The organism is Mycobacterium sp. E2699 (genome assembly GCF_001666745.1).
Lineage (GTDB): Bacteria > Actinomycetota > Actinomycetes > Mycobacteriales > Mycobacteriaceae > Mycobacterium.
This window is the reverse complement of record NZ_LZJH01000147.1, coordinates 221,265-244,362: the sequence shown is the minus strand read 5'-3', so window position 1 is coordinate 244,362 and position 23,098 is coordinate 221,265. Positions and strand designations below refer to the sequence as shown.

General features: G+C 69.7%; 17 protein-coding genes. 9 read left to right on the top strand and 8 right to left on the bottom strand.

Annotation, left to right across the window (positions count from 1 at the left end; all coding sequences use genetic code 11):
* Positions 1 to 194: 194 nt before the first annotated feature.
* The 3 genes from A5696_RS26375 (at position 195) to A5696_RS26365 (ending at position 3,587) form a co-directional block, all read left to right on the top strand.
* Complete coding sequence (locus tag A5696_RS26375) at positions 195 to 980, top strand: SDR family oxidoreductase (RefSeq protein ID WP_067884147.1); 786 nt, start codon at positions 195 to 197, stop codon at positions 978 to 980.
* A gap of 112 nt (positions 981 to 1,092) precedes the next feature.
* Entirely contained in the window at positions 1,093 to 2,178 is a 1,086-nt protein-coding gene (locus A5696_RS26370) for an AMP-binding protein (RefSeq protein WP_067884138.1), read from the top strand.
* Positions 2,179 to 2,213: 35 nt separating this feature from the next.
* On the top strand, positions 2,214 to 3,587 hold the full coding sequence (locus A5696_RS26365) for an aldehyde dehydrogenase family protein (protein WP_067884275.1): 1,374 nt from the start codon (positions 2,214 to 2,216) through the stop codon (positions 3,585 to 3,587).
* Positions 3,588 to 3,602: 15 nt separating this feature from the next.
* Here the strand turns inward: A5696_RS26365 and A5696_RS26360 are convergent, their stop codons facing one another.
* Positions 3,603 to 4,334 (bottom strand): cutinase family protein, encoded by a 732-nt coding sequence (locus A5696_RS26360; RefSeq protein WP_067884136.1) that lies wholly within the window; start codon positions 4,332 to 4,334, stop codon positions 3,603 to 3,605.
* 250 nt (positions 4,335 to 4,584) lie between these two features.
* Here A5696_RS26360 and A5696_RS26355 point away from each other — a divergent pair, with 250 nt between their 5' ends.
* Positions 4,585 to 5,487: an SDR family NAD(P)-dependent oxidoreductase gene (locus tag A5696_RS26355; protein WP_067884272.1), complete on the top strand. Its 903-nt coding sequence runs from the start codon at positions 4,585 to 4,587 to the stop codon at positions 5,485 to 5,487.
* Positions 5,484 to 7,085 carry an AMP-binding protein gene (locus A5696_RS26350; RefSeq protein WP_369803396.1) on the top strand — a complete coding sequence of 534 codons (1,602 nt, stop codon included), beginning with the start codon at positions 5,484 to 5,486 and terminating at the stop codon, positions 7,083 to 7,085. The genes A5696_RS26355 and A5696_RS26350 overlap by 4 nt, the downstream gene beginning before the upstream one ends.
* Here the strand turns inward: A5696_RS26350 and A5696_RS26345 are convergent.
* Positions 7,074 to 11,915: a cation-translocating P-type ATPase gene (locus tag A5696_RS26345; protein ID WP_067884134.1), complete on the bottom strand. Its 4,842-nt coding sequence runs from the start codon at positions 11,913 to 11,915 to the stop codon at positions 7,074 to 7,076. The genes A5696_RS26350 and A5696_RS26345 overlap by 12 nt on opposite strands.
* 564 nt (positions 11,916 to 12,479) lie before the next feature.
* Here A5696_RS26345 and A5696_RS26340 point away from each other — a divergent pair.
* Complete coding sequence (locus A5696_RS26340; protein WP_197517087.1) at positions 12,480 to 13,607, top strand: sulfate ABC transporter substrate-binding protein; 1,128 nt, start codon at positions 12,480 to 12,482, stop codon at positions 13,605 to 13,607.
* Complete coding sequence (locus A5696_RS26335; protein WP_067884131.1) at positions 13,604 to 15,400, top strand: SulP family inorganic anion transporter; 1,797 nt, start codon at positions 13,604 to 13,606, stop codon at positions 15,398 to 15,400. The genes A5696_RS26340 and A5696_RS26335 overlap by 4 nt, the downstream gene beginning before the upstream one ends.
* Positions 15,401 to 15,472: 72 nt before the next feature.
* Here A5696_RS26335 and A5696_RS26330 read toward each other — a convergent pair whose 3' ends face one another.
* Together A5696_RS26330 and A5696_RS26325 are read right to left on the bottom strand one after the other, a co-directional pair.
* Positions 15,473 to 15,697: a hypothetical protein gene (locus A5696_RS26330; protein ID WP_067884129.1), complete on the bottom strand. Its 225-nt coding sequence runs from the start codon at positions 15,695 to 15,697 to the stop codon at positions 15,473 to 15,475.
* A gap of 111 nt (positions 15,698 to 15,808) precedes the next feature.
* Complete coding sequence (locus A5696_RS26325; RefSeq protein WP_067884263.1) at positions 15,809 to 16,180, bottom strand: nuclear transport factor 2 family protein; 372 nt, start codon at positions 16,178 to 16,180, stop codon at positions 15,809 to 15,811.
* Positions 16,181 to 16,267: 87 nt separating this feature from the next.
* On the opposite strand from A5696_RS26325, the gene A5696_RS26320 reads away from it, so the two are divergent.
* Together A5696_RS26320 and A5696_RS26315 are read left to right on the top strand one after the other, a co-directional pair.
* Positions 16,268 to 17,134 (top strand): rhomboid family intramembrane serine protease, encoded by an 867-nt coding sequence (locus A5696_RS26320; RefSeq protein ID WP_067884126.1) that lies wholly within the window; start codon positions 16,268 to 16,270, stop codon positions 17,132 to 17,134.
* On the top strand, positions 17,131 to 17,592 hold the full coding sequence (locus A5696_RS26315) for an SRPBCC family protein (RefSeq protein ID WP_067884123.1): 462 nt from the start codon (positions 17,131 to 17,133) through the stop codon (positions 17,590 to 17,592). Before A5696_RS26320 ends, A5696_RS26315 begins: the two co-directional genes overlap by 4 nt.
* 12 nt (positions 17,593 to 17,604) lie before the next feature.
* Here A5696_RS26315 and A5696_RS26310 read toward each other — a convergent pair whose 3' ends face one another.
* The 4 genes from A5696_RS26310 to A5696_RS26295 are packed head-to-tail and all read right to left on the bottom strand — an operon-like array spanning position 17,605 to position 23,098.
* The gene (locus A5696_RS26310) at positions 17,605 to 18,747 is read right to left on the bottom strand and encodes an NDMA-dependent alcohol dehydrogenase (RefSeq protein WP_067884120.1); all 1,143 of its coding nucleotides are present in this window, start codon (positions 18,745 to 18,747) and stop codon (positions 17,605 to 17,607) included.
* Between the two features lie 47 nt (positions 18,748 to 18,794).
* Positions 18,795 to 20,216 carry an aldehyde dehydrogenase family protein gene (locus A5696_RS26305; protein WP_067884117.1) on the bottom strand — a complete coding sequence of 474 codons (1,422 nt, stop codon included), beginning with the start codon at positions 20,214 to 20,216 and terminating at the stop codon, positions 18,795 to 18,797.
* 15 nt (positions 20,217 to 20,231) lie between these two features.
* A complete protein-coding gene (locus A5696_RS26300) occupies positions 20,232 to 21,938 on the bottom strand; it encodes a thiamine pyrophosphate-binding protein (RefSeq protein WP_067884114.1) in 1,707 nt (568 codons plus the stop codon).
* Positions 21,939 to 21,940: 2 nt separating this feature from the next.
* Complete coding sequence (locus tag A5696_RS26295; RefSeq protein ID WP_067884260.1) at positions 21,941 to 23,098, bottom strand: CaiB/BaiF CoA-transferase family protein; 1,158 nt, start codon at positions 23,096 to 23,098, stop codon at positions 21,941 to 21,943.

The following is a 23,098-nucleotide window of genomic DNA, read 5'->3' as shown; positions in this document are numbered from 1 at the left end:
GCTGTCGCCTTCGACTGTGCGCCGCACCCGCGCCTGTGGGAAATGAACAGTCCGTATCCCCTGCTGCGCATCGACGACCGGCGACGCGCGGTATGGCCCCGGCTCTACCCAGCGGTCGCCGAAGGGACGAAAGTGGGGGGTTGGTACGACTGATCGGCGGTTACACAGGACTGGATCCGACGAGGGGAGCGGCCATGCAGATGACGGGCAACACGGTGCTGGTGACCGGAGGCGGCAGCGGGATCGGCCGCGGCCTGGCGGAGGCGTTCCATCGGCTCGGCAACACGGTCGTCATCGCGGGCCGGCGGCGTGAGCCGCTGGCCGACGTCGCGAAGGCCAACCCCGGCATCCAGGTGCTGTCGCTGGATCAGGGCGACCCCGCCGACATCCGCCGCTTCGCCACCGAGGCGACCGACCACTACCCGGACCTCAACGTCCTCGTCAACAACGCCGGCGTCCAGCGCTTCGAGGACCTCACCACGACCGGCCCCAGCGTGGCGGAGCTGACGGTCGCGATCAATCTGCTGGGCCCGATCCGGCTCACGGCGGCGCTGCTGCCGTCGCTGCTGAAGAAGCCGCGGGCGGCGATCCTCAACGTCACGTCTGGCCTGGCCTTCATGCCCAGCGCCGTCACGCCGACGTATTGCGCGACCAAGGCGGCGCTGCATTCCTACACCGAGTCGCTGCGTTTTCAGCTCCGCGGCGCCGCGGTGCAGGTGATCGAGATCGTTCCGCCGCACGTGCAGACGGGGCTGCAGCGTGGGCGGGGATTCGACGCCAGCGACCCGCGGGCGATGCCGCTGGACGAGTACATCACCGAGACGATGGCCCTCCTGCAGGCGCAGCCGGAGGCCGGGGAGATCCTGGTGGAGCGGGTCAAGCCGTTCCGGTATGCCGAACGCGACGGCCGCTACGAGGAGATGTACCCCGCCTTCAACGAGGCGATCACCGAAGCCGTCCGCCAGGCGCGCGACGGCTGAAACCGGTTGGCCACCAAGCGTTCCCCGCGCCGTGGGGCAACGTTCACCGCCCGTGTGCCCGGCGTTCCGGCGCGCGCGGTTACCGGACCGGTCCTGTGACAGGATCGGTGGCATGGGCGATTTTTCGCTGCTGGACGTTCCCCGGTCCGTCCCGGTCGAAGACCCCGAAGCCTATCTGGCCGCCGCGATGGCCTGGCACTTCGGCGAGGACACCGGTTCCGCGTTCTGGCTGCGGACCGCCCGGACGCTGGACTTCGACCCGCTGACCGATGTCAAAGGCTTTGCGGACCTGCGCCTGTTCCCCAATCTGGTCAACGAGTTGCGCGCCGTGCCCGTGGAGGATCTCGTTCCGCGCGGTTACGGATCGTCACCGCCGACGCCCCAGATTTTCGAGTCCGGCGGTACCACCGGGGCGCCGAAGCGGACGGTGCAGATGCCGGACTGGATCGCGCAGGTCGTGCAGTGGCAGACCGAGGATTTCGCCACGGGCGGCTTTGTCCGGGGGCGGGGCTTCCTGTGCCTGATGCCCGGCGGCCCGCACGGCGTCGGCTACTTCTCCCGCCTGGTCTCCGAGCGGCTGGGCGCGGTCTTCCATGCGGTCGACCTCGACCCGCGCTGGGTGAAGAAGGTCGCCGCCCGCAACGCGGCCGCCGAGGTGGCCGCCTACGTCGACCATGTCATCGAGCAAGCGGTGTTCGTCCTGCGGACGCAGAACGTCGCCAACCTGCACACGACCCCGCCGCTGATCGAGGCCATCGCCCGCGACGACCGGGTGGCGGGGCTGGTGAACGACAAGATCCGCTACCTGTTGCTCAGCGGTGCGCACGTGGACGCCGACACGCTCGACGTGCTTCGCGAGATCTTCCCGAACACGACGATCACGATGGCCTTCGGCAGCACCATGGTGCTCTCGCAGGCGGTCACCCGAACGGACGGCGACTCGTTCGTGTTCGATCCGCGGACGCCGTATGTCGTGTTCTGGGTGGTCGATCCCGACACCGGGGAACGAGTGCCCTACGGGCAGCGGGGCCAGGTGGTGATGAACCACATCAGCAAGGGCATGTTCATACCCAACAATTTGGAGCGCGATCTGGCGATCCGGCTGCCCGGCCCGGCGGGGCAACTCAGTGATTCGGTCAGCGAGGTGCGGCCCGTGACCACCTTCGACGGCGAGGCCGTCATCGAGGGCGTGTACTGAGCGTGGTGGGCGAAGGAGCCGGCGCCGCAACCGAGTTGGTGTGCATCGACGCGCTCGGCGCTGGTGGCGATTACCGCACCCGCAACCGCGAGGTCATCACGAGCACCACCGGCGTCGCGGTCGCCGAGCTCAGCATTGTTCCGCCGCTGTATGTTTCGCGCACCATCGGAGCGCAGCGCAAAACCCGGCCGCTGCCGATCGCGCGGCGCGAGGCGGCGCTGGGCGATGCGGCCGACGTCTTCGCCACCGCGACCATCGGCGGCCTCGGCTTCGACGACTACGTGCGCCTGGCCAGCGGCATATCCGGGCTCCCGATCGCCGTGACGCGGGCCGGGGCGCGCGGCGTGGCCCGCGCCGTCGCCACCGCCTTCGACGCCGTGCGACCGGCCCGACCCGCGGGCGCCGCGCTCGACTGGAGGGAGGAGCCCGCCCGCGGCGGCGGCGCGGTGTGGGCGCGGCGCGGGGAGGTGTTCGCCGTGCACGCGGCCGGAAACGGCCCGGGCGTGCACGGCCTGTGGCCTCAGGCGCTCGCGCTGGGATACCGCGTGGCGGTGCGGCCGTCGCGCCGCGAGCCGCTGACCGCACACCGGCTGGTGAATGCCCTGCGGCAGGCGGGATTTCGCCCCGAAGACGCGGTGTATCTGCCCACCGACCATGGCGGCGCGGACGAGATCATCCGGTGCGCCGATTTCGCCATGGTCTATGGCGGGCAAGACGTGGTGGACAAGTACGCCGGTGACCCCGGGGTGGTGGTGAACGGGCCCGGGCGCACCAAGATCCTGATCACGGCGGACCAGGACTGGCGTGACCACATCGACCTCGTCGTAGACTCGATCGCCAACCTGGGCGGGATGGCGTGCGTCAACACCACCGCGGTGCTCTACGAGGGCGACCCGGCCCCGCTGGCACACGCGATCGCCGAGCGGCTGGCGACGATCCCCCCGCTGCCCACCGACGACGAGTGCGCGGTACTGCCCACCCAGCCCCTCGGGCAGGCGCGGGCGCTGGCGCAATACCTGGCGGCCAAGGCCGCCGGGACGACGGCGCTGCTCGGCGCCGACCAGGTGGTCGCGCCGTTCGGGGATGGCCCGACCAGCTACGCCGCGCTGCGCCCGGCCGTGCACCTGCTGGCCGAGGCCGATGTCGACAAGCTCAACGTCGAGTTGCCGTTCCCGTGCGTGTGGGTGTCGCCGTGGACGCGCGCCGCCGGTACGGAGCCGCTGCGGCGATCACTGGTCGTCACCGCGATCACCGGCGACGACCTGCTGGTCGACGACCTGCTCGCCGAACCGACGATCACCAACGTGTACCGCGGCCGGCACCCGACCTTTTACGCGGCGCCCGAGATCCCGCACAGCGGCTTCCTCGCGGATCACCTGATGTGCAACAAGGGCTTCATCAGCGACTAGCGCGGCGCGACCCGGTCAGCTGCCGAAGCCCCCGCCGGGCGCCCCGACCGTCGTGGCGCCGCTCCCGCCGAGGTGGCTGGCCGCGAAGGCCGCGCCCTTGTCGATCATCTGGCCGTCGGAGGCGTAGGTGTCGTGCGCGGCGAAGTTCATGCCGTCTGAGCACACCGGATCCTCGGGGGCGCAGACCTTGATCGTCTTGGGCTGATACAGCGGGCCGATGGCGACCGGGGGCTCGTTGAGGAAGTTCATCGCGCGGACGTTGGGCATGCCGAAGAGCACGACCGAGGACACGTGGTCGGCGACCGAGGGGTCCATGGGCTTGGGCACGGTGTTGGGGTCGACGCCGTCGGGCACGGCGGCGGAGGTGACGAAGCCCATCACGGCCGCGCCCTGGGAGTAGCCGCTGAGCACCATCTTGGTGTTGGGGCAGTCGTGGGCCATGGACACGACGTGGGCGCCGGCGTCGCGGATGCCGTCGAGGCCGGTGTCCCAGTCGTTGCTGGCGGGGTAGTTGACCGGGTAGACGTCGAGCGACTTGCCGCCGATGCGCGAGCGCAGGTCGTCGACGAACGCCTGCCCGGTCGGGCCGACCCCCGGGGGCTCACCGGTGCCGCGGGCGTAAACCACTTGCACGTCCGGGCATTGGGCGGAGGCGAAGGGGAGGGCAGGCGCGAGGACCGAGGCGCTGAGCCCCGACGCCGCGACTACCGCGGGACCAAGGAAACGAGCGAGGTGACGTGCGATCATGCCGCAATTGTGCCCTTGTAAACCGTTGCCTAAACAGAGAATTCTCTGGCAAATGTTTCGGAATCGTAAAACGTCCCGTCGGCCACGCTCCGGCCGGCCCGCGCGCGGCCGAACAGCCTGAACGCCGGGCCGGACGGCGGCGACAGACCCCGGTGTGGTCTGCTAGCTGTAACCCGAGTCGAGGCCTACGGTTAAGCCAGAGCCGCACCCTCGCGCGCAGTTCGGAGCGAATGCGGCGGCGAACGTGAACCTGAACGTGATAGCACAGCCCTTCCAGCGAGCCCTGGCGGCGGCCACCGACCGAGTGGCCAACCCGGCGCGGGTCGACGACCCCGACAAGCTGCGCGACATCGTTTCGGGCAGGACGGTGTTGGTGACCGGCGCGTCCTACGGCATCGGCGAGGCCACGGCCCGCCGGCTGGCCGCGGCGGGAGCGACGGTGCTGGTCGTCGCCCGGTCGGCGGAACGGCTGGAGGACCTTGCGGCGGCGATCAACGCGGGCGGCGGCCGGGCGGTCGCCTACCCGACCGACCTCACCGACGAGGCCGCCGTCGGCGCGTTGACCAAGGAGGTCACCGAGAACCACGGCGCGATCGACATCGTGGTGAGCAACGCCGGCAAGTCGTTGCGCCGTTCGCTGCACGACCAGTACGACCGCCCGCACGACTTCCAGCGCACCATCGACATCAATTACCTGGGACCGATCTGGCTGCTGCTCGGGCTGCTGCCGGCCATGCGCGAGCGCGGCTGCGGGCACATCGTGAACGTGTCGAGCGTCGGGGTCCGGGTCGTTCCCGGGCCGCAGTGGGGCGCCTACCAGGCGTCCAAGGGTGCCTTCGACCGCTGGCTGCGCAGCGTGGCACCGGAATTGCACATGGACGGCGTGGACGTCACGACGGTCTACTTCGCGCTGGTGCGCACCCGGATGATCGCGCCCACACCGATCCTGGGCCGGCTTCCCGGCATGTCCGCGGACGAGGCCGCCGACGCGATCGCCAAGGCGGTCATCGAGCGGCCCCGCACCAACGAACCGCCGTGGGTGTGGCCGGCCGAACTGGCGTCGGTGCTGCTGGCCGGGCCGGCCGAGCGCGCGGCCCGGTTGTGGCACCGCTGGTTCTTCGCCAATTCCGGTGCGCGCGAGGCCCGGCGATGAGCCCGCTGGTGTCCCGGGACGGTGTGGTCGCCACCGCGGCGCGGGCGCTGCTGCGGTCCGGGCTGCTCGGCCCGCCCTCGCCGGCCGCGGTGGTGCGGGTGCTGCACGAGGCGCGCCGCGGCGGCACGAATCCCTACACCCTGTTGGGCGTCACCGCGGCCCGGTGGCCCAACCGGGCGGCGGTCGTCGACGACGACGGCGCCCTCACCTACCGGGACCTGCGGTCAGAGGCCGAGGCGCTGGCCCGCGAGCTGTCCGCCGCCGGGGCGGGACCCGGTCGCGCGGTCGGGGTCATGTGCCGCAACGGCCGGGGATTCGTCAAGGCGTTCTTCGCAGCGGCCCTGGTCGGCGCCGACGTCGTCCTCGTCAACACGGACTTCCGCACCGATGCGCTGGCCGTCGCCTTGAGCGCGCACCGGATCACCACGGTCGTCGCCGACGACGAGTTCACGGAGCGGGTGCGCGCCGCCGCTGAAGCCCAGGCGCCGGTCACCGTCGTCGATCCGGCGACGGTCGACGCGCGCGACCGCCGGCCGCGAGCCCCCCGCCCCGGAGTGACCGCGCCCGGCCGCATCGTGCTGCTGACGTCGGGCACCACCGGCAAACCCAAGGGCGTGCCCCGGACCCCGCAGCTGCGTTCGGCGGTGGGCGTCTGGGTGACGATCCTCGACCGCACCGGCCTGCGCGCCGGTTCGCGGATCTCGGTGGCGATGCCCATGTTTCACGGGCTGGGCCTCGGCATGCTGATGCTGACGGTGGCCCTGGGCGGCACCGTGCTCACGCATCGCCACTTCGACGCCGAAGCCGCGCTGGCGCAGGCGTCGCTGCACCGCGCCGACGCGTTCACCGCGGTGCCGGTCGTGCTGGCGCGCATCCTGGACCTGCCGCAGCGGGTGCGGGCACGAAACCCGTTGCCCTACCTGCGCGTGGTGTTGTCCAGCGGGGATCGGCTGGATCCGAGCCTGGGGCAGCGGTTCATGGATGCCTACGGCGACGTCCTCTACAACGGTTACGGCTCAACCGAAGTCGGCATCGGCGCGCTGGCCACACCGGCCGACCTGCGGGAGGCCCCGGAGACGGTCGGGAAACCGGTCGCCGGCTGCCCGGTGCGGATCTTCGACAAGAAGAACCGGCCCGTCGGCCCGCGGGTCACCGGACGCATCTTCGTCGGCGGCGAGCTGGCGAGCGAGGGCTACACGGAGGGCTCCGGGGAGGCCAAGGCCGTCGTCGAGAACATGACCAGCACCGGGGACATGGGCTACCTCGACAACGCGGGACGGCTGTTCATCGTCGGCCGTGAGGACGACATGATCATCTCCGGGGGAGAGAACGTCTATCCGCGCGCGGTGGAGAACGCGCTCGCCGAGCACCCCGGCGTCGCGGACAGCGCGGTCATCGGCGTTCCCGACGAGCAGTTCGGCCATCGGCTGGCCGCCTTCGTGGTCCCGCAGCCCGGGAGCGGCGTCGATCCGCCGGCATTGCGGGATTACTTGAAGGACAGGGTTTCCCGGTTCGAGCAGCCGCGAGACATCAACATCGTGGGCAGCATTCCGCGCAATCCGGCGGGCAAGGTCGTGCGCAAGGAGCTATCGACCTGAGCCGTCCCCGGGCTCGAGTCGCTTGGGTTCCAGAGCTGCGACCCTCCTGGCCAGCCAATTGGGCGCCAGCACCGACACCGCGGTGGTGCCGGCCGTCGCGCCGATCACGCCGGACCAGGCGACGGGCCCCAGCGGTGTGCAGCCGAAGAACTGGCTGACACCGGGGGTCTGGACGATGGCGACCAGGACGCCGGCGCTGCCCAGCGCCGTGGCGATGACCAGCGGGCTGTGGCGGCGCGTCAGCAGCGTCTGCGCGAGCTGCGTGGTCACCAGCGCGGTGAGACCCATTGTCGAGGTGCGGCGTTCGGTGCCCGGCGTCCAACGCCCGATGGCCCAGGCCGCCGTCGCGCCGGCGGCGGTGACGGCGCCGCGCGTGACGATCTGGCGCATGAGCGGCGCGTCGAGCGACGGCGAGGGTTCGGAGAGCGCCGCAAGCTGGAAGGCGCGCTGCACCTCGTCGGCGTCGCGGTCCGCGGCCTCCTCGTACTCGTCGGGCTGGGGGTACTGCGGGGTGACGGCGACCGCCAGCGCGGGAAACATGTCGGTGAGCAGGTTCACCAACAGCAGCTGGCGCGTGCCCACCGGCGCGCGGCCGGTGCCCAGGGCCGTGCCGATGATGGTGAACAGCACCTCACCCACGTTGCCGCCGACCAGAATGCTGACCGCATCCCGCACCCCGCCCCACATGCCGCGGCCCTCGACCAACGCGTCGACCAGCACGCCGAGATCGTTGTCGGTCAAGACGATATCGGCGGCGCCGCGCGCGGCCGACGAACCGCGACCGCTGACCCCGATGCCGACGTCGGCCATCCGAATGGCGGCGGCATCGTTGGCCCCGTCGCCGACCATCGCGACAGCCTGCCCGCTGTGCTGCAGCGCCGCGACGATCTGCACCTTCTGTTCCGGGCTGACGCGCGCGAAAACCTGGACGTCGGCGGCGAGTTTGGCCCGGGCGTCCTCGTCGAGGGCGGTGAGCTCGGCGCCGGTGACCTCACGCGCGTCGGACGGCAGGCCGAGCTGGCGCGCGATCGCGCGGGCCGTGACCGGGTGGTCGCCGGTGATCAGCACCACCCTGCGACCCGCCTCCACCAGCGTCTCGATCAGTGGCCGCGCCGACGCCCGAGCGGTGTCCGCCAATCCGACGTAGCCGATCAGCTCCAGGTCGTGCGCCGCGGCGTCGACGTTGTCGGTGTCGGTGTCGTCCTCGCTGGTGCCGCCGTCCCAGCGTCGCTGCGCGACGGCCAGCACGCGCAGGCCTTGCTCGGCGAGGCGCATCACCAACGCGTCCGCATGCTCCAGCGCGGCGTCCTGATCGGTGAACCGGCAGCGCGGCAAAATCTCCTCGGGGGCGCCTTTCACCATCAGCATCGTGCCCGCCGCCTCGTCGGCGCCGATCGCGGCGGAGTAGCCGCGGCTGGACTCGAACGGGACCTCCGCGAGCACGTTCCACCCCGAAACCCATTGGCCCTCAAGGGCATTGGCTGCGCCGAGGATGGCCTCGTCGGTGGCGTGCGCGTGTCCTCCGCCGTTATGGGGCTGGGTGCTGCTGCGGGCGGCGGCCCGCAACACCTCGGCGGCCCCGGGATCGGCCGGATCGGGGAACGGGCCGTCCGGACTCGTCTCGTGCGGCACGCTGCACACGACGCGCAGATGGTTCTCGGTGAGCGTGCCGGTCTTGTCGAAACACACCGTCTGGACGCGCCCCAGCGCCTCGATCGCGCGCGGCGTGCGGACCAGCGCCCCGCGTCGCGACAACCGCTGGGCGGCGGCGAGCTGGGCCAGGGTGGCCACCAGCGGCAGGCCCTCGGGGACGGCGGCGACGGCGATGGCGACACCGTCGGCGACCGCTTGCCGCAGCGACCCGCGGTGTGCCAGCGCCAGCCCGGTCACTGTGGCGCCGCCGGCCAGCGTCAGGGGAAGCACCTTGCTGGTCAGCTCCCGCAACCGGGCCTGCACGCCGGCGGCGGACTCGACGTCGGCGATCGCCGTCAGCGCGCGTTGCGCGGCGGTGCCGGCGCCGGTGGCGACGACGATCGCCCGGGCCCGCCCGGCGACGATGGTGCTGCCCTCGAACAGCATGCTGGCCCGGTCGGAGTCGGCGGCTGCGACGGGCTCGACCTGCTTGTCCACCGGCAGCGATTCCCCGGTGAGGAAGGACTCGTCGACCTCCAGGTCCTCGGCCACCAGCAGGCGCGCGTCCGCCGGCACCACCTCCGGGGCGGCGAGGTCGATGATGTCGCCCGGGCGCAGCGATTTCGCGCTCACCGTGACCGTTCGCTCGGTGGTGCGCGCCGCCTCGAGCCGCCGGTGCGCGGTCGCCACCGTGGGCAGCACGACGCGCCGCGCGTGCTTCTCCTGCTCGGCGAACAGCTCGGCGACCGCGGCCTCGGCGCGCAGGCGCTGCACGCCGCCGGCGATCGCGTTGGCGGTCATCACGCCGGCCACCAGCAGCGCGTCGACATTGCTGCCGACGATCGCCGACGCCGCCGCCCCCACCGCGAGGATCGGCGTCAGCGGGTCGGCGAGCTCGGCCCGCGTCGCCGACAGCAGCCGCCCCACCCGGGTCGCCGGACCCCGCAGCGGTGCGATGACCGGGTTGTAGGACAGGTCGTCCAGCATCTGCCGCCAGGGCGCGGTGCCGGGCTCGACGGCCAGCGGCCGCGTGCGGCTGGTCAGGCGGGAGTAGACGATCTCGGGGTCCAGCGCATGCCAGGCGGTCAGCGGCTGGGGCGTGGGGTCCGCCAGCCGCAAGACCCTGCTGGCCGAGAAGGTTCCCTGGATCAACGCCGCCGCGGCAGCGGCGTTGACCGGATTGAGCCAGCGCTGCAAGGCAACCGGGTTCGCCGAGCCGGGTTCGCCGGTGACCAGCAGCAGGCCCGCCAGGGTGCTGCCGCCCTTGGCAAGGCGCACCGCGGATTCCGTGGCCTGCCGCGCCACCGGCAGCGCCGAAAGGATCCGCACCGCCGCGGCCAGATCGGTGCCGGTGATGATGTCCGCGGTCCAGGGCGTCGCCGCCTGCGGATCGTCGAGCGCCACCGCGACGTCGGCGATGGCGAGCGCCGCCAACGTGTCCGTCGACGCGAAATCCCGGTGCAGGGCGGTGATCAGCAACACCGGCCCGCGATCCGTGCGGAGGTCGCGAACCACCTGCAGCAACGGGGTTCCCGGCGGGTGGCTCACCGCGACGCTGGCGGTCAGGTCCTCGGTGCCGGCGACGTGGCGCAGCACCACCCGTGCCCCGGTACGGGCGGCGGTCTGCAGCAGCGGGATCGCGAAGGGGTCGACCTCCCACCCCACGTCGACGCTGCCGACGCGTTCGCCGTCGACGATGAGGTCGGCGTGCTCGAGTCCCTGCGCGGGCGCCGCCGGGTCCTGCGCCCGGATCCAGTGCAGGCGCGCCCCGGTGGCCGGCAACTCGTCGGGGTCCGGCTCGGGTGCCTCCTCGCCGTGCAGCAGCGCGTCGGCGACCTCGTAGACGCGATCCTCGTCCCAGCCGGGGATGTCTCCCTGCGCGCGCAGCACCGCGCGGTTGTCGCCCCGCAGCGCCGCCCCGTCGATGACCACCACCTTCACCCGATCCATCCGGCGCAGCGCGCCCGGATCGAGGACCAGCTGCCCGGCGTTGGCCAGCCCGCGGCCCAGCACGGCGGCGAACGCCTGCCGGCCCGCGTGGGCGGCCCGCGGCACGCCGGCCAGCAGCGCGCCGGCCGCGTCCTCGGTGCCCCCGCCGGCCAGCAGCGCGCCGGCCGCGGCGATCAACGAAGCGTTGGCCGACTGGTCGACATACTCCTCGACAGGTCCGGCCATCGACCCCTTTGCCGTGTCGATCGCCGCGTCGATGGCCCCGCCGACGACGACGTGGGACACCTCACCCGCGGCCGCGGCGGCCCAATTGTGCCGGGGCGCCTGCGATTTCGGACCCGCCGAGGAGATGACGGGAACCACCGGGGCCTGCGGCCGCTTCGGGGATGCGAGCTCGGGCTCGCGCTCTCGCCAGCGCTGCCGATGCGCCGATGCCTCCGAGATCTGCAGGCTGCGCTGCGCCAGGTCGATCAGCGGTGTCCCGACGGCATGGGTGAGCCCGTTGGCCACCGCCGTCGAGGCGCTCAGCGCGATGTCGGTGCCGACGCGACCGAGCCGGGACTCCAGCACGGCCACCACCCGCGGCTGATGATTGAGCAGCGCGGCCGCCGCGCGGGCGCTGCGCGGCGCGACGGGCAGCCGGCCCAGCCAGCCGGTGACCGCCGCGCCGATCGCCGCCACGTCCATCGCCGCCGCCGTCATCGGGACCAGGATCGCCAACGGGTTGCCCGGGTCGGCGAACGGCGCCGTCCGGGGCGCGGACTTCGGGCCGGTCAGGTTCAGGTCGGCGGCCACCTGACAAACCGCTTCCCGCACCTCGTCGAGGACGGCGTCGCCGTCGGCGTCGCTCTCGAGTTCGACCACTAACCGGCCGAGCGCGCCCTCGACGTGGGCGGCGGCCACCCCGGGAATCCTGCGCACCGGTTCCTCCACCACCGCCGCGTGCTCGTGCCAGCGGGGGAAGGGCAATAAGGGATCGAGATCGAAATGGACCCGCAGCCCGCTCTGCCAGCGCACCGGCGGCGCGACGCCGTTCGGCGAGCCGTCCGACGGGGAGCCAATGCCGACCGCCCGGCCGGTCGTCTGCGCCATCGACTGAACCACCGGGCCGGCCAGTTCCACCACCGGGCTGGCGAGCATCTGCACCGCCCCGGCGGCGCCGGCCGCCGTCGAGACGCCGGCCCGGACCACCTGCGCGGCCCCGCCGGTCACGCCGGCGACGACGCCGGCCACGCCCGGAATCCTCATTCCGTCACCCTTCACCTACATCTGCCGCGCCTAATGATCCTGGCGTGTCAGGGGCCTGTCCACAGCTGGGCTGCGCGGACGGCACACCGATGACACCGACGAGCGCGGCGCGTCGCGATTCGCTCGGTAACCAGGGGTGCAATCGCTTCCTCGCAGAAAGGTTACCGGGTTGGCGCCGGACCAAACCTGGAAGAGCCGTCACGCGTCGCGCAGCGCGGTGAGCGTGACGCACGGGGATCGGCGTCGCGCCGGTTGTCGGCACGGCGGTTTACCCGTTGGCGGCGGTTGGATCCGTCCCGGCATCGTCGCCGCCGCGCGGATGGGTCTCCGGCTGAACCATCCTGCAGGAGGCCGTATTTCGCCTGGTGGGCGTGAGCCGTCCGGCGGGCTCGGCCAGACGTCGTCGGCGGGAACCGGTTGGTGCACAACGGTTGCGCAGGCCGTTGCGATCAGGCTGATTCACACCGCTGTCTTGCCGCGGCCCGGTGGCTAACATCCGACGTCGACAGTCTGCCTCCAGCGAACCGGCGGTGATTGGCAACTTCGACGAGCCCGGTGATGGATATGGAGGCGGCGATGACAGAGCCCCCGCAGGTGTCGGCGGACCGCCGCAAGCTTCGATTTCGCGTTCCCTGGCTCAATATCGTCGGCGTCCTCGCCATCGTCTTGGCAGCGGGCCTGATCACGCTGAAGAACCTGCACGGCCAAGCGTCGCCAAACCAGATCCTCAACGTTTCCTACGACCCCACCCGGGAGCTTTATGCGGCGGTCGACAAGGCCTTCGTAGAGCAGTTTCGTCGGCAGACCGGCGTGACGCTGGAAATCAAGCAGTCCCACGGTGGTTCGGGACGCCAGGCCGGCGAGGTCATCGAGGGCAAGCAGAAGGCCAACGTTGTATCGCTCGCGCTGGTGAGTGACGTCGACGGACTGCGCAAGCGCGGGCTGATCGCCCCCGACTGGCAGAAACGCCTGCCGAACAATTCGATCCCCTACACATCGACCATCGTCTTCGTCGTCCATCGGGGCAATCCGAAGGCAATTCGCGACTGGCCGGATCTGGTCAAGGATGGTGTTGCCATCGTGTCGCCCAACCCGCGCTCCTCGGGCAACGGCAAGTTGAGCATCCTCGCGGCCTGGGGTTCGGTGACGACCCGCGGCGGTACCGACGCCCAGGCGTCCGACTTTGTCCGGGCGCTCGTCCGCCATGTCGTCGTCGCCGACTCCGGGGCGCGCGGCGCCGCCATCAGCTTCGCGGTCGAGCGGATCGGCGACGTGCACCTCACCTGGGAGAACGAAGCCCTGCGCGAGGTCGCCGAGAACAAGGACGAACTCGAGATCGTCTACCCGCCGATCAGCATCCGCGCCGAACCGGCCGTCGCCTGGGTCGACGCGAATGTCACCGACAAGAGGACCGCGTCATACGCGAAGGCCTATCTGGAATACCTCTACAGCGACGCGGCGCAGGAAATCATCGCCCAACTGGGCTACCGGCCGGTGAAACGGGAAATCCTCGACAGGCACGCCGACAAGTTGCCGGACATCAACCTGTTCCCGATCAACGCGATCGCCAGCGACTGGAACGACGCGCGACAAAAGTTCTTCGGCGACAACGGCATCTACGACACGGTCTCATCGCCAGGGCAAGCCAGGGCCGCGTCCGCGCATCCGCGACGAAAGGCCAAGCGGCCATGAGCATTCCGGCAAGCCTGAAGAATCTGAACTACGACACGACGAAGGCGCGCCGCGACGTCGTCGCCGGGCTCACCGTCGCGGCCGTTTCGCTGCCGCAGAGCATCACCTACGCACTCGTCGCCGGCGTCGATCCCAAATTCGGTGTGTACTCCGCGATCGTGGTGACCTTCGTCGCCGCGGTCTTCGGATCCTCCTCACATCTCATCAACGGCCCGACGAGCGCCATATCGCTCCTCGTCTTCAGTTCCCTGGCCTTTCTGGATCCCGAGAACCGCACCGTCCTTTTCGACGCGTTGTTTCTGCTCGGGGTGCTCGTCGGCGCGTTCCAGATCCTCATCGCGGTGTTCAAGCTCGGCGACCTGACCCGGTACATCTCGGAGTCGGTGATCATCGGCTTCCTGGTGGCCGCGGCGCTGCTGATCGCGCTCGGCCAGCTGGGTAACGCGCTCGGTGTGAAGGACAAGGGGACCGGGCGGATGCCGGTGCTGAAGCGCACCTACCTCACCCTGCTGCACGGCGACGCCGTCAACTACCGCGCGCTGGTCCTCACCGTCGTCACCGTCGCGCTGGCGGTCATCCTGCGCTGGCTGGTCAAGCGGTACGGGCTCCCGCAGCTCGACCTGCTGGCGGTGCTCGTCACCGCGGCAGTCATCGCGTATGCGGCGGGATGGTCCACCACCGATCGCGGCGGTAACACCGCGGTGGCCCTGACCGCGAAAATCCCGCAGAGCCTGCCCACACCGCACATCCCGGATGTGCAACTCGGCTTAGTGGGCCAGCTGTCGGAAGGCGCCTTCGCCATCGCCTTCATCGGACTGATCGAGGCGCTGTCGATCGCCAAGGCCATCGCCCACCAGAGCGGCCAGCGGATCGATTACAACCGGCAGATCCTCGCCGAGGGCCTGGCGAACCTGACCGGCGGCTTCTTTCAGTCCGTGCCGGGATCGGGCTCGATGTCGCGCTCGCCGATCAACTTCCAGGCCGGTGCGGCGTCGCGGTTCTCCGGGGTGGTGGCTTCGGCCGGCGTCGCCGTGGTGGTGCTGCTCTGCGCACCGCTCCTGCACTACATGCCGCGGGCCGCGCTGGCCGGCCTGCTGCTGATCACCGCCGCGCGCCTCATCGACTACAAGCGGCTGTTCTACATGCTGAAGGCGTCGCGCTACGACGCGGGACTGGTGATCGTCACGGCGCTGACGGGGGTGTTGATCGACTTGGACACCGCCGTGCTGCTGGGCGTCGCGTTGTCGATCCTGCTGTTCGTTCCGCGCGCGGCGAAGCTGAAGGCCAAGGAGCTGATCGTCACGCCCGAACGGGTGGTCCGCGAGCGCGTCCCCGGTGATCCGGTGGATCCCTCGACGATCATCTACGACCTCGAAGGCGAGCTGTTCTTCGGTGCCGCACCGGAACTCGACCGCTACCTGGATGCGCTGCGGGACAGGGTCAAACAGGACGGCATCAGCTTCGTGGTGCTGCGGCTCAAGCGGGTGCGCCACCCCGATGCCGTCGTGGTCGAGCGGATCGAGCACTTCCTGCGCGAGGAAACCGCGCAAGGCGTCACGGTTCTGCTGGCCGGCGTGCAGCCCGACATGTGGACCGTGCTGAAGAACGTCGGACTCGACAGGTGGTTCTCCAGCGAGCACGTCTTCCCCGAAGAGGACGAGGAATTCTCGGCGACCCTGAAGGCCGTCCGCTACGCGCACGCCGAACTAGGCATCCACGAACCGGGTGAGTCGCTGCCCGCCGGCGCCGTGTCGGGCAACGGGGATCGCCAGCGCTACTACTACCTCGTGTGACACGCCCTTAAAACACAAATGCGCGGTAGCCGTCGACCGGCTACTCGCGCATTTCTGGCGTCGGGAATTCGGCTATAAAATCCGGTGGTTCGCCCTACCGACCTGGTAGCCGGTCGGGAAGGACTTCTCGATGACCTGCAGCTGGTGGTCCACCCTGGATTCGAGCTCGAGAACCACGCAGCCGTCGCCAACGGTTTTCGATTCGAGGACTATGTATCGCTGACCACAATCGGTGATCGGGTCGCCCGAGTGCAATTTCTCGACCGGCACCGACTCCGGTGTTCCGTCTGCCTCCATCCATGACACGTTAGGTCAATTCGGTGGATCAGGGAAGGAACACTTCGCAGGTCGAACGTCGAGTTGTTTGACGAATAGAGCCGAAATCACGACAACAAGTCGACGCTCGGCCTACTGACCCGCGCCGGCGCCGGGCTGTTTGAAGAACACGCTGACGTGACGGATCAGCCCGTCGTCGCCCTGCTCGAAGAGGATGCATTCGGGCCACGTCGCGGTGACCCCGTCGATCTCGAACGCCTCCGTCAATTCGGCGTACGACACCCGGGAGTCCACGTGCGAAACCCGCCGCACCTCCAGCCGGTGGCCCTTCAGGTCGGTGCATACCTTGCGCAGAAAGGCGACGTAGCGCTGCTTGCCCTCGACGACGTCGCAGAACGGGCCCTCACGGACCAGGCCCTCGTCGGCGATCGTCGCGGCCAGGCCGTCCCAGTCGTGTCCGGCCAGGCAGTCCAGGTAGCGCTCGACAACGCCGGCGCCGGTCACCTCGGTGACTCCACGGAAAACACAGTAAGGCACGGGGGCGGCCCAGAAAATGTCGAGCAACGCGGCGACACGGGCGAGAATGATGCGATGAGCGCACCCAGCGCCCCGGAGTCACCGGCCGATGCCCCGATTTGCTACCGGCATCCCGGTCGTCGCACCTACCTCCGCTGCAACCGCTGCGAACGCTACATCTGCGCGGACTGCATGCGCGCCGCCGCGGTCGGTCACCAGTGTGTGGAGTGCGTGCAGGCGGGCGCCCGCACGATCCGGCAGCCTCGGACCCGCTTCGGCGCGCCGCAACGATCGGACACGCCGGTGGTCACCTACGCGCTGATCGCGATCAATGTGGTGGCCTTCGTGGTGCAGCTGGCGTCGGGGGGGCTGGAAAAGCAGCTGGCGCTGTGGCCACCGGCGGTCGCCGACGGCGAGCTGTATCGGCTGCTGACGTCGATGTTCCTGCATTACGGGGCGACCCATCTGCTGCTCAACATGTGGGCGCTGTACGTCGTGGGCCCGCCGCTCGAAATGTGGCTGGGCCGAATGAGGTTCGGTGCGCTCTACGCGCTGAGCGGGCTGGGCGGCTCCGTGCTGGTGTACCTGCTGTCGTCGCTCGGCACGGCGACGGCCGGAGCGTCGGGCGCGATTTTCGGTCTCTTCGGCGCCACGTTCGTGGTGGGTAAGCGGCTGTCCCTGGATGTCCGCTGGGTGGCGGCGGTCATCGTGATCAACCTGGTTTTCACGCTGGTGGTCCCGCTGATCAGCTCGCAACGGATCAGCTGGCAGGCGCACGTGGGCGGGCTGGTGACCGGCGGCCTGGTGGCCGCGGCCTACGTCTATCCGCCGCCGGAGCGGCGGAACCTGATCCAGGCCGCCGTGACGGTCGTCGTCCTGGTGGTGTTCGCCGCGCTGATCTGGTGGCGCACCGGGGTTCTCGCCGCGGAGCTGTCCCGGTGAGCTGGTGGGTCGCGCGCGCCGAACGAACGCTGTCCGAACAGGTGCCGGCGCCGCCGGGCGATGTCCGCGATTTCTACGTGGACCTGAACAACATCAAGGTCGTGCACCCGCTGATCGTGTCCGTGCAGGCCACCTCGCGGACCGAAACGCCGGACGGTTACCTGCAGAGCTACCGCGTGGTGGACCGGATCCCGTTGGGGCCCTTCAGTATGCGGATCACCTACCGCGCCCGGCTGCACGTCCGCGCGGACGGCGACGTGACCACCGAGGCCGACCAGTCACCGGGGGTGCGGCTGCGCGGAACGGTGAGCTTCGCCCCGAGCGACGGCGGCACTCTGATCACCGAGCGGATACGGATCGCCGCGCCCCGGCCGTTGGCCCCGATCACCACGCGCGAGGCCGTCAAGGCGCACACCGAAATGCTGGCGGGCATCCGGCGCCACTTCGAATCCGCTTGACCAGGCGGCGTTTTACGGGCCGGCGAACTCGATGATCCCGCGAATGTTTCGGCCCTCCCGCAGGTCGGCGAACGCCTCGTTGATCTCGTCGAGCCGGTAGTGCCGGGTGACCAGCTCATCGAGTTTCAACGCGCCGGCCTGATACAGCGACAACAGCATCGGCACGCTCGTGCGCGGATTCATCCCGCCGTAGAGCGCTCCCCGGAGTTGCTTGGCCGACAGCGTCATCTCCTGCAGGACCAACGGCACCGGCGGCTCGGTGAACGGGGTGATGCCGGTGAGCACGCATATCCCGCCCTTGCGCAGCAGCGCCATCGCCAACGGAAGCACGTCCACACGCACAACACCGGGACAGACGACCACGCGGTCCGCCATCAACCCGTTCGTGATCTCCTTGACCAGGGGGATCGCCGTCCCGGCGGAGGCGGTGGTGTGCGTGGCACCGAAGAACTTGGCCGAATCCCGCTTGGAATCAACCGGATCCACCGCGACCACATATTTCGCGCCGACCGCCCGCGCCCCCTGCAACGCGTTCATCCCGACCCCACCGGCGCCGATGACGACGACGGTGTCCCCGGGTTCGGTGGCCGCCGATATCGTCGCGGAGCCCCAGCCGGTGCTCACACCGCACGACACGAGTGAGGCGGCGTGGAACGGGATCGCGTCGTCGATCTTGATGACGGACCTCTCGGACAGCACGGCATATTCGGCGAACGTGCCGAGTTGGCCGTAGGCCAAGAGGTTTTCGTCGCCGAGATGCCGCCGGCAGGTCCCGTCGGTGGGCATCTCCCGCACGAACAGGCTTGCGCCGATGTCGCAGATGTAGCTTTGACCGTTCACGCAGAACCGGCAATTGCCGCACGCGGGAATGAACGAGAGCGCCACGCGGTCCCCCGGCCGCACCGTCGTGACTCCCGGTCCGGTCTCGGCGACAACCCCCGCACCCTCGTGCCCGCCGAGCAGCGGGAACCAGTCCGGCGCGGGCTGACCGCTGGCGGCCACGGCCTCGGGTGACGGCACCACGTCGCCGGTGAACAAGTGGTCGTCGGAGTGGCACACCCCGGCAACTGCCATCCGCACCAGCACTTCACCGGTCCGGGGCGGGTCGAGTTCGATCTCGTGGATCTCCCAGTCCCTGCCGACCCCGCGGATCACGGCGGCACGACACCTCATAGCGACCTCCCTGATGGCGCCTCGGCCCGTCAGGGCGCGTAGCCCAAGGTGCTCTTGACCTCTAGATACTCGTGGAAGCCGAACTCGCTCCACTCCCGACCGTTGCCGCTGTGCTTGTAGCCGCCGAACGCCGAATTCATGTCGAAGGCATGGTTGATCGTGACCCAGCCCGCGCGGATCTTGCGGGCCACCTCGCGGGCCTTGTCCAGGTCGGCTCCCGAGACATAACCGGCCAGGCCGTAATCGGTGTCGTTGGCGATCTCCACGGCCTGATCGATGTCGTCGTAGCCGAGGATGCACAGCACCGGACCGAAGATCTCCTCACGCGCGATCGTCATGTCATTGGTGACGTTGGCGAAGACGGTCGGCTTGACGTAGTAACCCCTGTCCAGACCCGCCGGCCGACCCGGGCCGCCGGCGACGACCGTCGCGCCCTCGTCGATGCCCGTCTGGATCAGGCCTTGGACCTTCTCGAATTGCGCCTTCGAGGCCACCGGTCCGATCGCGGTCTTGTCTGCCGGGCTGCCCACCTTCACCTGCTGGGCGACCTGACGAGCGATGCCGATGGCCTCGGCCATCCGCGAATTCGGGACCAGCATGCGCGACGGGGCGTTACAGCTCTGTCCGGTGTTCGGCATCATGTTGACCACGCCGGCGCGGACGCTGTCGGCAAAGCCCGCGTCATCGAGGACGATGTTGGGGCTCTTGCCGCCCAGCTCCTGGGTCACCCGCTTCACCGTGGTGGCGGCATTCCTGGCCACCTCGACGCCGGCGCGCGTGGAGCCGGTGAACGACACCATGTCGATGTCGGGGTGGCTCGCCAGGGCCACGCCCACCCCGGGGCCGTCACCGTTCACGAGGTTGTACACCCCGGCGGGCACGCCCGCGGCGTCGAGGATCTCGGTGAAGATGTAGGCGGAGAAGGGCGCCACCTCGGACGGTTTCAGGATCATCGTGCAGCCGGTCGCCAACGCCGGGTACACCTTGACCGCGATCTGGTTGAGTGGCCAGTTCCACGGCGTGATCAGCCCGCAGACGCCGATCGGCTCCCTGGCGATCAGCGTTGCGCCGTGCTGTTCTTCGAAGGCGAAGTTCTTCAGCACGTCGATCGCCGTCACCAGGTGACCGAGCCCGAGTTGCACCTGCGGACCCGCGGCCAGTGAGGGCGGCGCGCCCATTTCCTCGGTGACCGCGTCCGCGAGATCGCCCGTGCGCTTGCCGTATTCGGCCAGGATGGCCTCCAGCAGATCGAGGCGCTGCTCACGGGTGCTCTGCGACCATGTGGTGAACGCGCGGCGGGCGGCGGTGACCGCCACGTCGACGTCGGCGGCCGAGCCGAGCGAGATCTTCCCGGAGACCTGTTCGGTCGCCGGATTCTCCACGTCGAAGGTGTTGGGCCGCACGGGGTCTACCCAGCGCCCGTCGATGTAGAACTTGAGGTATTCGCGCATCAGATCGATCCCTTTCTATTGGGTGCCCTCGGCGTACCAGGTGCGGAATTCGTCGTACTTGGGCATCTCCTCGGAGTTGGCCTTGGGGTCGATGCAGACATGGACGACGGCGGTCTTGCCGCTAGCGTAAGCCCGCTCGATCGCCGGGCCGATCTCGTCCTCCTTCTCGACGTACTCGCCGTGGCAGCCGAAGCCCTCGGCGACCTTGTCGAGGCGGACGTTTTTGCTCCAGTGCACGCCGGGCTGGGGTGACGGCTGGGGGAAGGTGCGCTTGTAGACCCCCACCTCGAGGCCCCACTGGTGGTCGACGCCCACCACGCACACCAACGGAAGGTTCTGCCGCGCGGCGGTTTCCAACTCGGCGATGTGGAACAGGAACGCCGAATCGCTGGTCAGCAGCATCACCGGCCGGTTGCCGCCTTCGGCGATCGACGCCCCGACCGCGTAGGGCAGGCCGGTGCCGAGATGCCCGAAGTTCTGGTTCCAGATGACGTCGCGCGGTTTGGCCTGCGAGTAGGTCCACTGGAAGATGACGGTCGCGCCGCCGTCGCGGACCAGGATGCCGTCCTTCGGGAAGGCTTTGGTGGCCTCGACGACGAACCGCGCCGGATGTATCGGCGTCCGGCCTGTCGGCGCGTTCTCCGCGAGCTGCGCCAGCTCCGCCGCGTCCTGTTCGATCCAGCGGTCAAGATCGGCAGACGGCTTCCGCGGTCTGTCGCGGAGCGCGTCCACCAGCTGAGGCACCACACCGCGAAGGTCGCCGACCAGGGGGATGTCGATGGGACGGTTTACGCCGACGGCCACCGGATCCTGTTCGACCAGAACCCATTTACGCTTTGCGTCGTTCTCGGCCCAGTGGCGGGTCCGGCCGTAGTGGCTCGGTTCGCCGAGCTCCGTGCCGAGCGCGACACACAGGTCGGACTTCACCACCGCCTCGACGGCGGCCGGCGAAAAACCGTAGGCGAAGGTGCGGTCCTCGAGACCGTCGATGAACGACGTGCCGCCCGAGGTCTGGATCACGGGGCAAGCCATGAGGTCGGCCAGCTCCCGGACCGCCGCACCGGTGCGCGAGGTGTGGACCGCGTGTCCGACCAACAGGATCGGGCTTTCGGCCGCCCGGATCAGCTCGGCCGCTTCGAGCACCTCGCGCTGGCCTGCTGTCTGGTTGACAAGCCGATATCGGTTGGGCGGCAGCGGATCCGGTACCTCGAGTTCTTCGAGGATGACGTGCGACGGGTACTCGATGTAGGCCGGTCCCGGTGTGCCGGACATGGCGCGGCGGATCGCCTCGTGGATGATCTCGTCCGTCTGGTTGGCGTACTCGATGGATGCGCTGTACTTGACCGACGGCGCGACAAGGGGTTCCTGCCGCACGAACTGGATGCGTCCCCGCCGGACTCGGCGCTCGGTGACGCGGGCCCGCTGGCCGCCGAGGAAGATCACCGGCGAGTTCTCCACCAGCGCACACTGGATCGCTCCGGCCATGTTGGCCATCCCGGGTCCGAGCGTGCCGATGCACAGCCCGGGCTTACCCGTCATCCGCGACGCCGCCTCGGCCATGAAGCCGGCGCTCAGTTCGTGATGAGGCGCGACCACCGACCACCCGCGCGCGTCGGCTTCGGCGAACATGTGCACGAAGTTCGGGTCGGGGATGCCGAACAAGGTGTTCACACCCTCGGCCTCGAACAGGTCGAGGATGCGCTTGTAGACGGGCACGGCCATGGTCAAATTTCCTTTCCATCGCGAGCTGGAGGCACCACGCTCGCGCCGAGCTCCTCGAGCACTTGTGCGGTGTCGGCGCCGAGTTCCGGCGCCGGGCCCGCGACGCGACCGGGTGTCCGGGAGAACCACGTTGGCACGCCCGGAAAGCGCACCGGCCCGTGCGGAGTGTCCACGGTCTGGAACATGCCGACGGCGTTCAGATGTGGGTCGTCGAACAGCGCGCCCGGCGTGTTCAGTGGTGCGGCCGGTATTTCGAGTTCTCCGAACAGCTCCAGCCACTTACTCGTCGAGCGCTGCTTCATGGTCTCGGCGACCAATCCGTAGATGGTGTCGATCTGGTGGGCGCGCTGTTCCAGCGTCGAATAGAGGTCGCTGGCCCACGGCGGGCGCACGGCGTCGACGAACGCGTTCCAGTGCTTGTCGTTGTAGATCAACGCGGCGATGTAGCCGTCACTGGTGCGGTATGGGCGACGGTTGGGCGCCACCGTGCGCGGATAGACCGCCGGCCCCAGGGGCGGGTCGAACATTGCGCCGTTGGCGTGTTCGACGAGCATGAACGAGGCCATGGTCTCGAACATGGCGACCTCGACCTCCTGACCCTCGCCGGTGCGTTCGCGGTGGTACAACGCCATGGTCGTCGCGTACAGCGCCGTCAACCCGGCGACCTTGTCGGCCATGATGGTTCCGACGTAGTCGGCCTCGCCGGTCAGTTGCTGTTGCACCGCGGGCAGGCCGCACTCGGCCTGAATCGTGTCGTCGTAGGCGGGCCGGTCCCGTTCGGGTCCGCGGCGCCCGTACCCGTAGCAGTTGGTGTAGACGATCGCGGGGTTGATCGCGGCGACGTCGTCGTAGGCGAAGCCGAGCTTGGCGATCGCCTTGGCGCGCATCGAGTGGATGAACACGTCCGCGGTCTCGGCAAGCGCCCGCAGCGCGTCCGTTCCGGCGTGGGTGTGCAGGTCCAGGACGACGCTGCGCTTGCCGCGGTTGACGTTGACGAACACCCCGCTCATGCCCGGCGCGGGGCCGACCGAGATGTAGCGGGTGTTATCGCCTTGGGGCGGTTCGACTTTGATCACGTCGGCGCCCATGTCGGCCATGATCTGCGTGCAGTACGGTCCCATCACCATCGCGGTGAGGTCGACGACCCGCACGCCGGCCAG

Coding starts and splice junctions, on each gene's coding strand:
- A5696_RS26320 (WP_067884126.1), top strand. CDS start 16,268: ATGAGCGCACCCAGCGCCCCGGAGTCACCGGCCGATGCCCCGATTTGC.
- A5696_RS26330 (WP_067884129.1), bottom strand. CDS start 15,697: ATGGAGGCAGACGGAACACCGGAGTCGGTGCCGGTCGAGAAATTGCAC.
- A5696_RS26375 (WP_067884147.1), top strand. CDS start 195: ATGCAGATGACGGGCAACACGGTGCTGGTGACCGGAGGCGGCAGCGGG.
- A5696_RS26350 (WP_369803396.1), top strand. CDS start 5,484: ATGAGCCCGCTGGTGTCCCGGGACGGTGTGGTCGCCACCGCGGCGCGG.
- A5696_RS26335 (WP_067884131.1), top strand. CDS start 13,604: ATGAGCATTCCGGCAAGCCTGAAGAATCTGAACTACGACACGACGAAG.
- A5696_RS26360 (WP_067884136.1), bottom strand. CDS start 4,334: ATGATCGCACGTCACCTCGCTCGTTTCCTTGGTCCCGCGGTAGTCGCG.
- A5696_RS26340 (WP_197517087.1), top strand. CDS start 12,480: ATGGAGGCGGCGATGACAGAGCCCCCGCAGGTGTCGGCGGACCGCCGC.
- A5696_RS26345 (WP_067884134.1), bottom strand. CDS start 11,915: ATGAGGATTCCGGGCGTGGCCGGCGTCGTCGCCGGCGTGACCGGCGGG.
- A5696_RS26305 (WP_067884117.1), bottom strand. CDS start 20,216: ATGCGCGAATACCTCAAGTTCTACATCGACGGGCGCTGGGTAGACCCC.
- A5696_RS26370 (WP_067884138.1), top strand. CDS start 1,093: ATGGGCGATTTTTCGCTGCTGGACGTTCCCCGGTCCGTCCCGGTCGAA.
- A5696_RS26300 (WP_067884114.1), bottom strand. CDS start 21,938: ATGGCCGTGCCCGTCTACAAGCGCATCCTCGACCTGTTCGAGGCCGAG.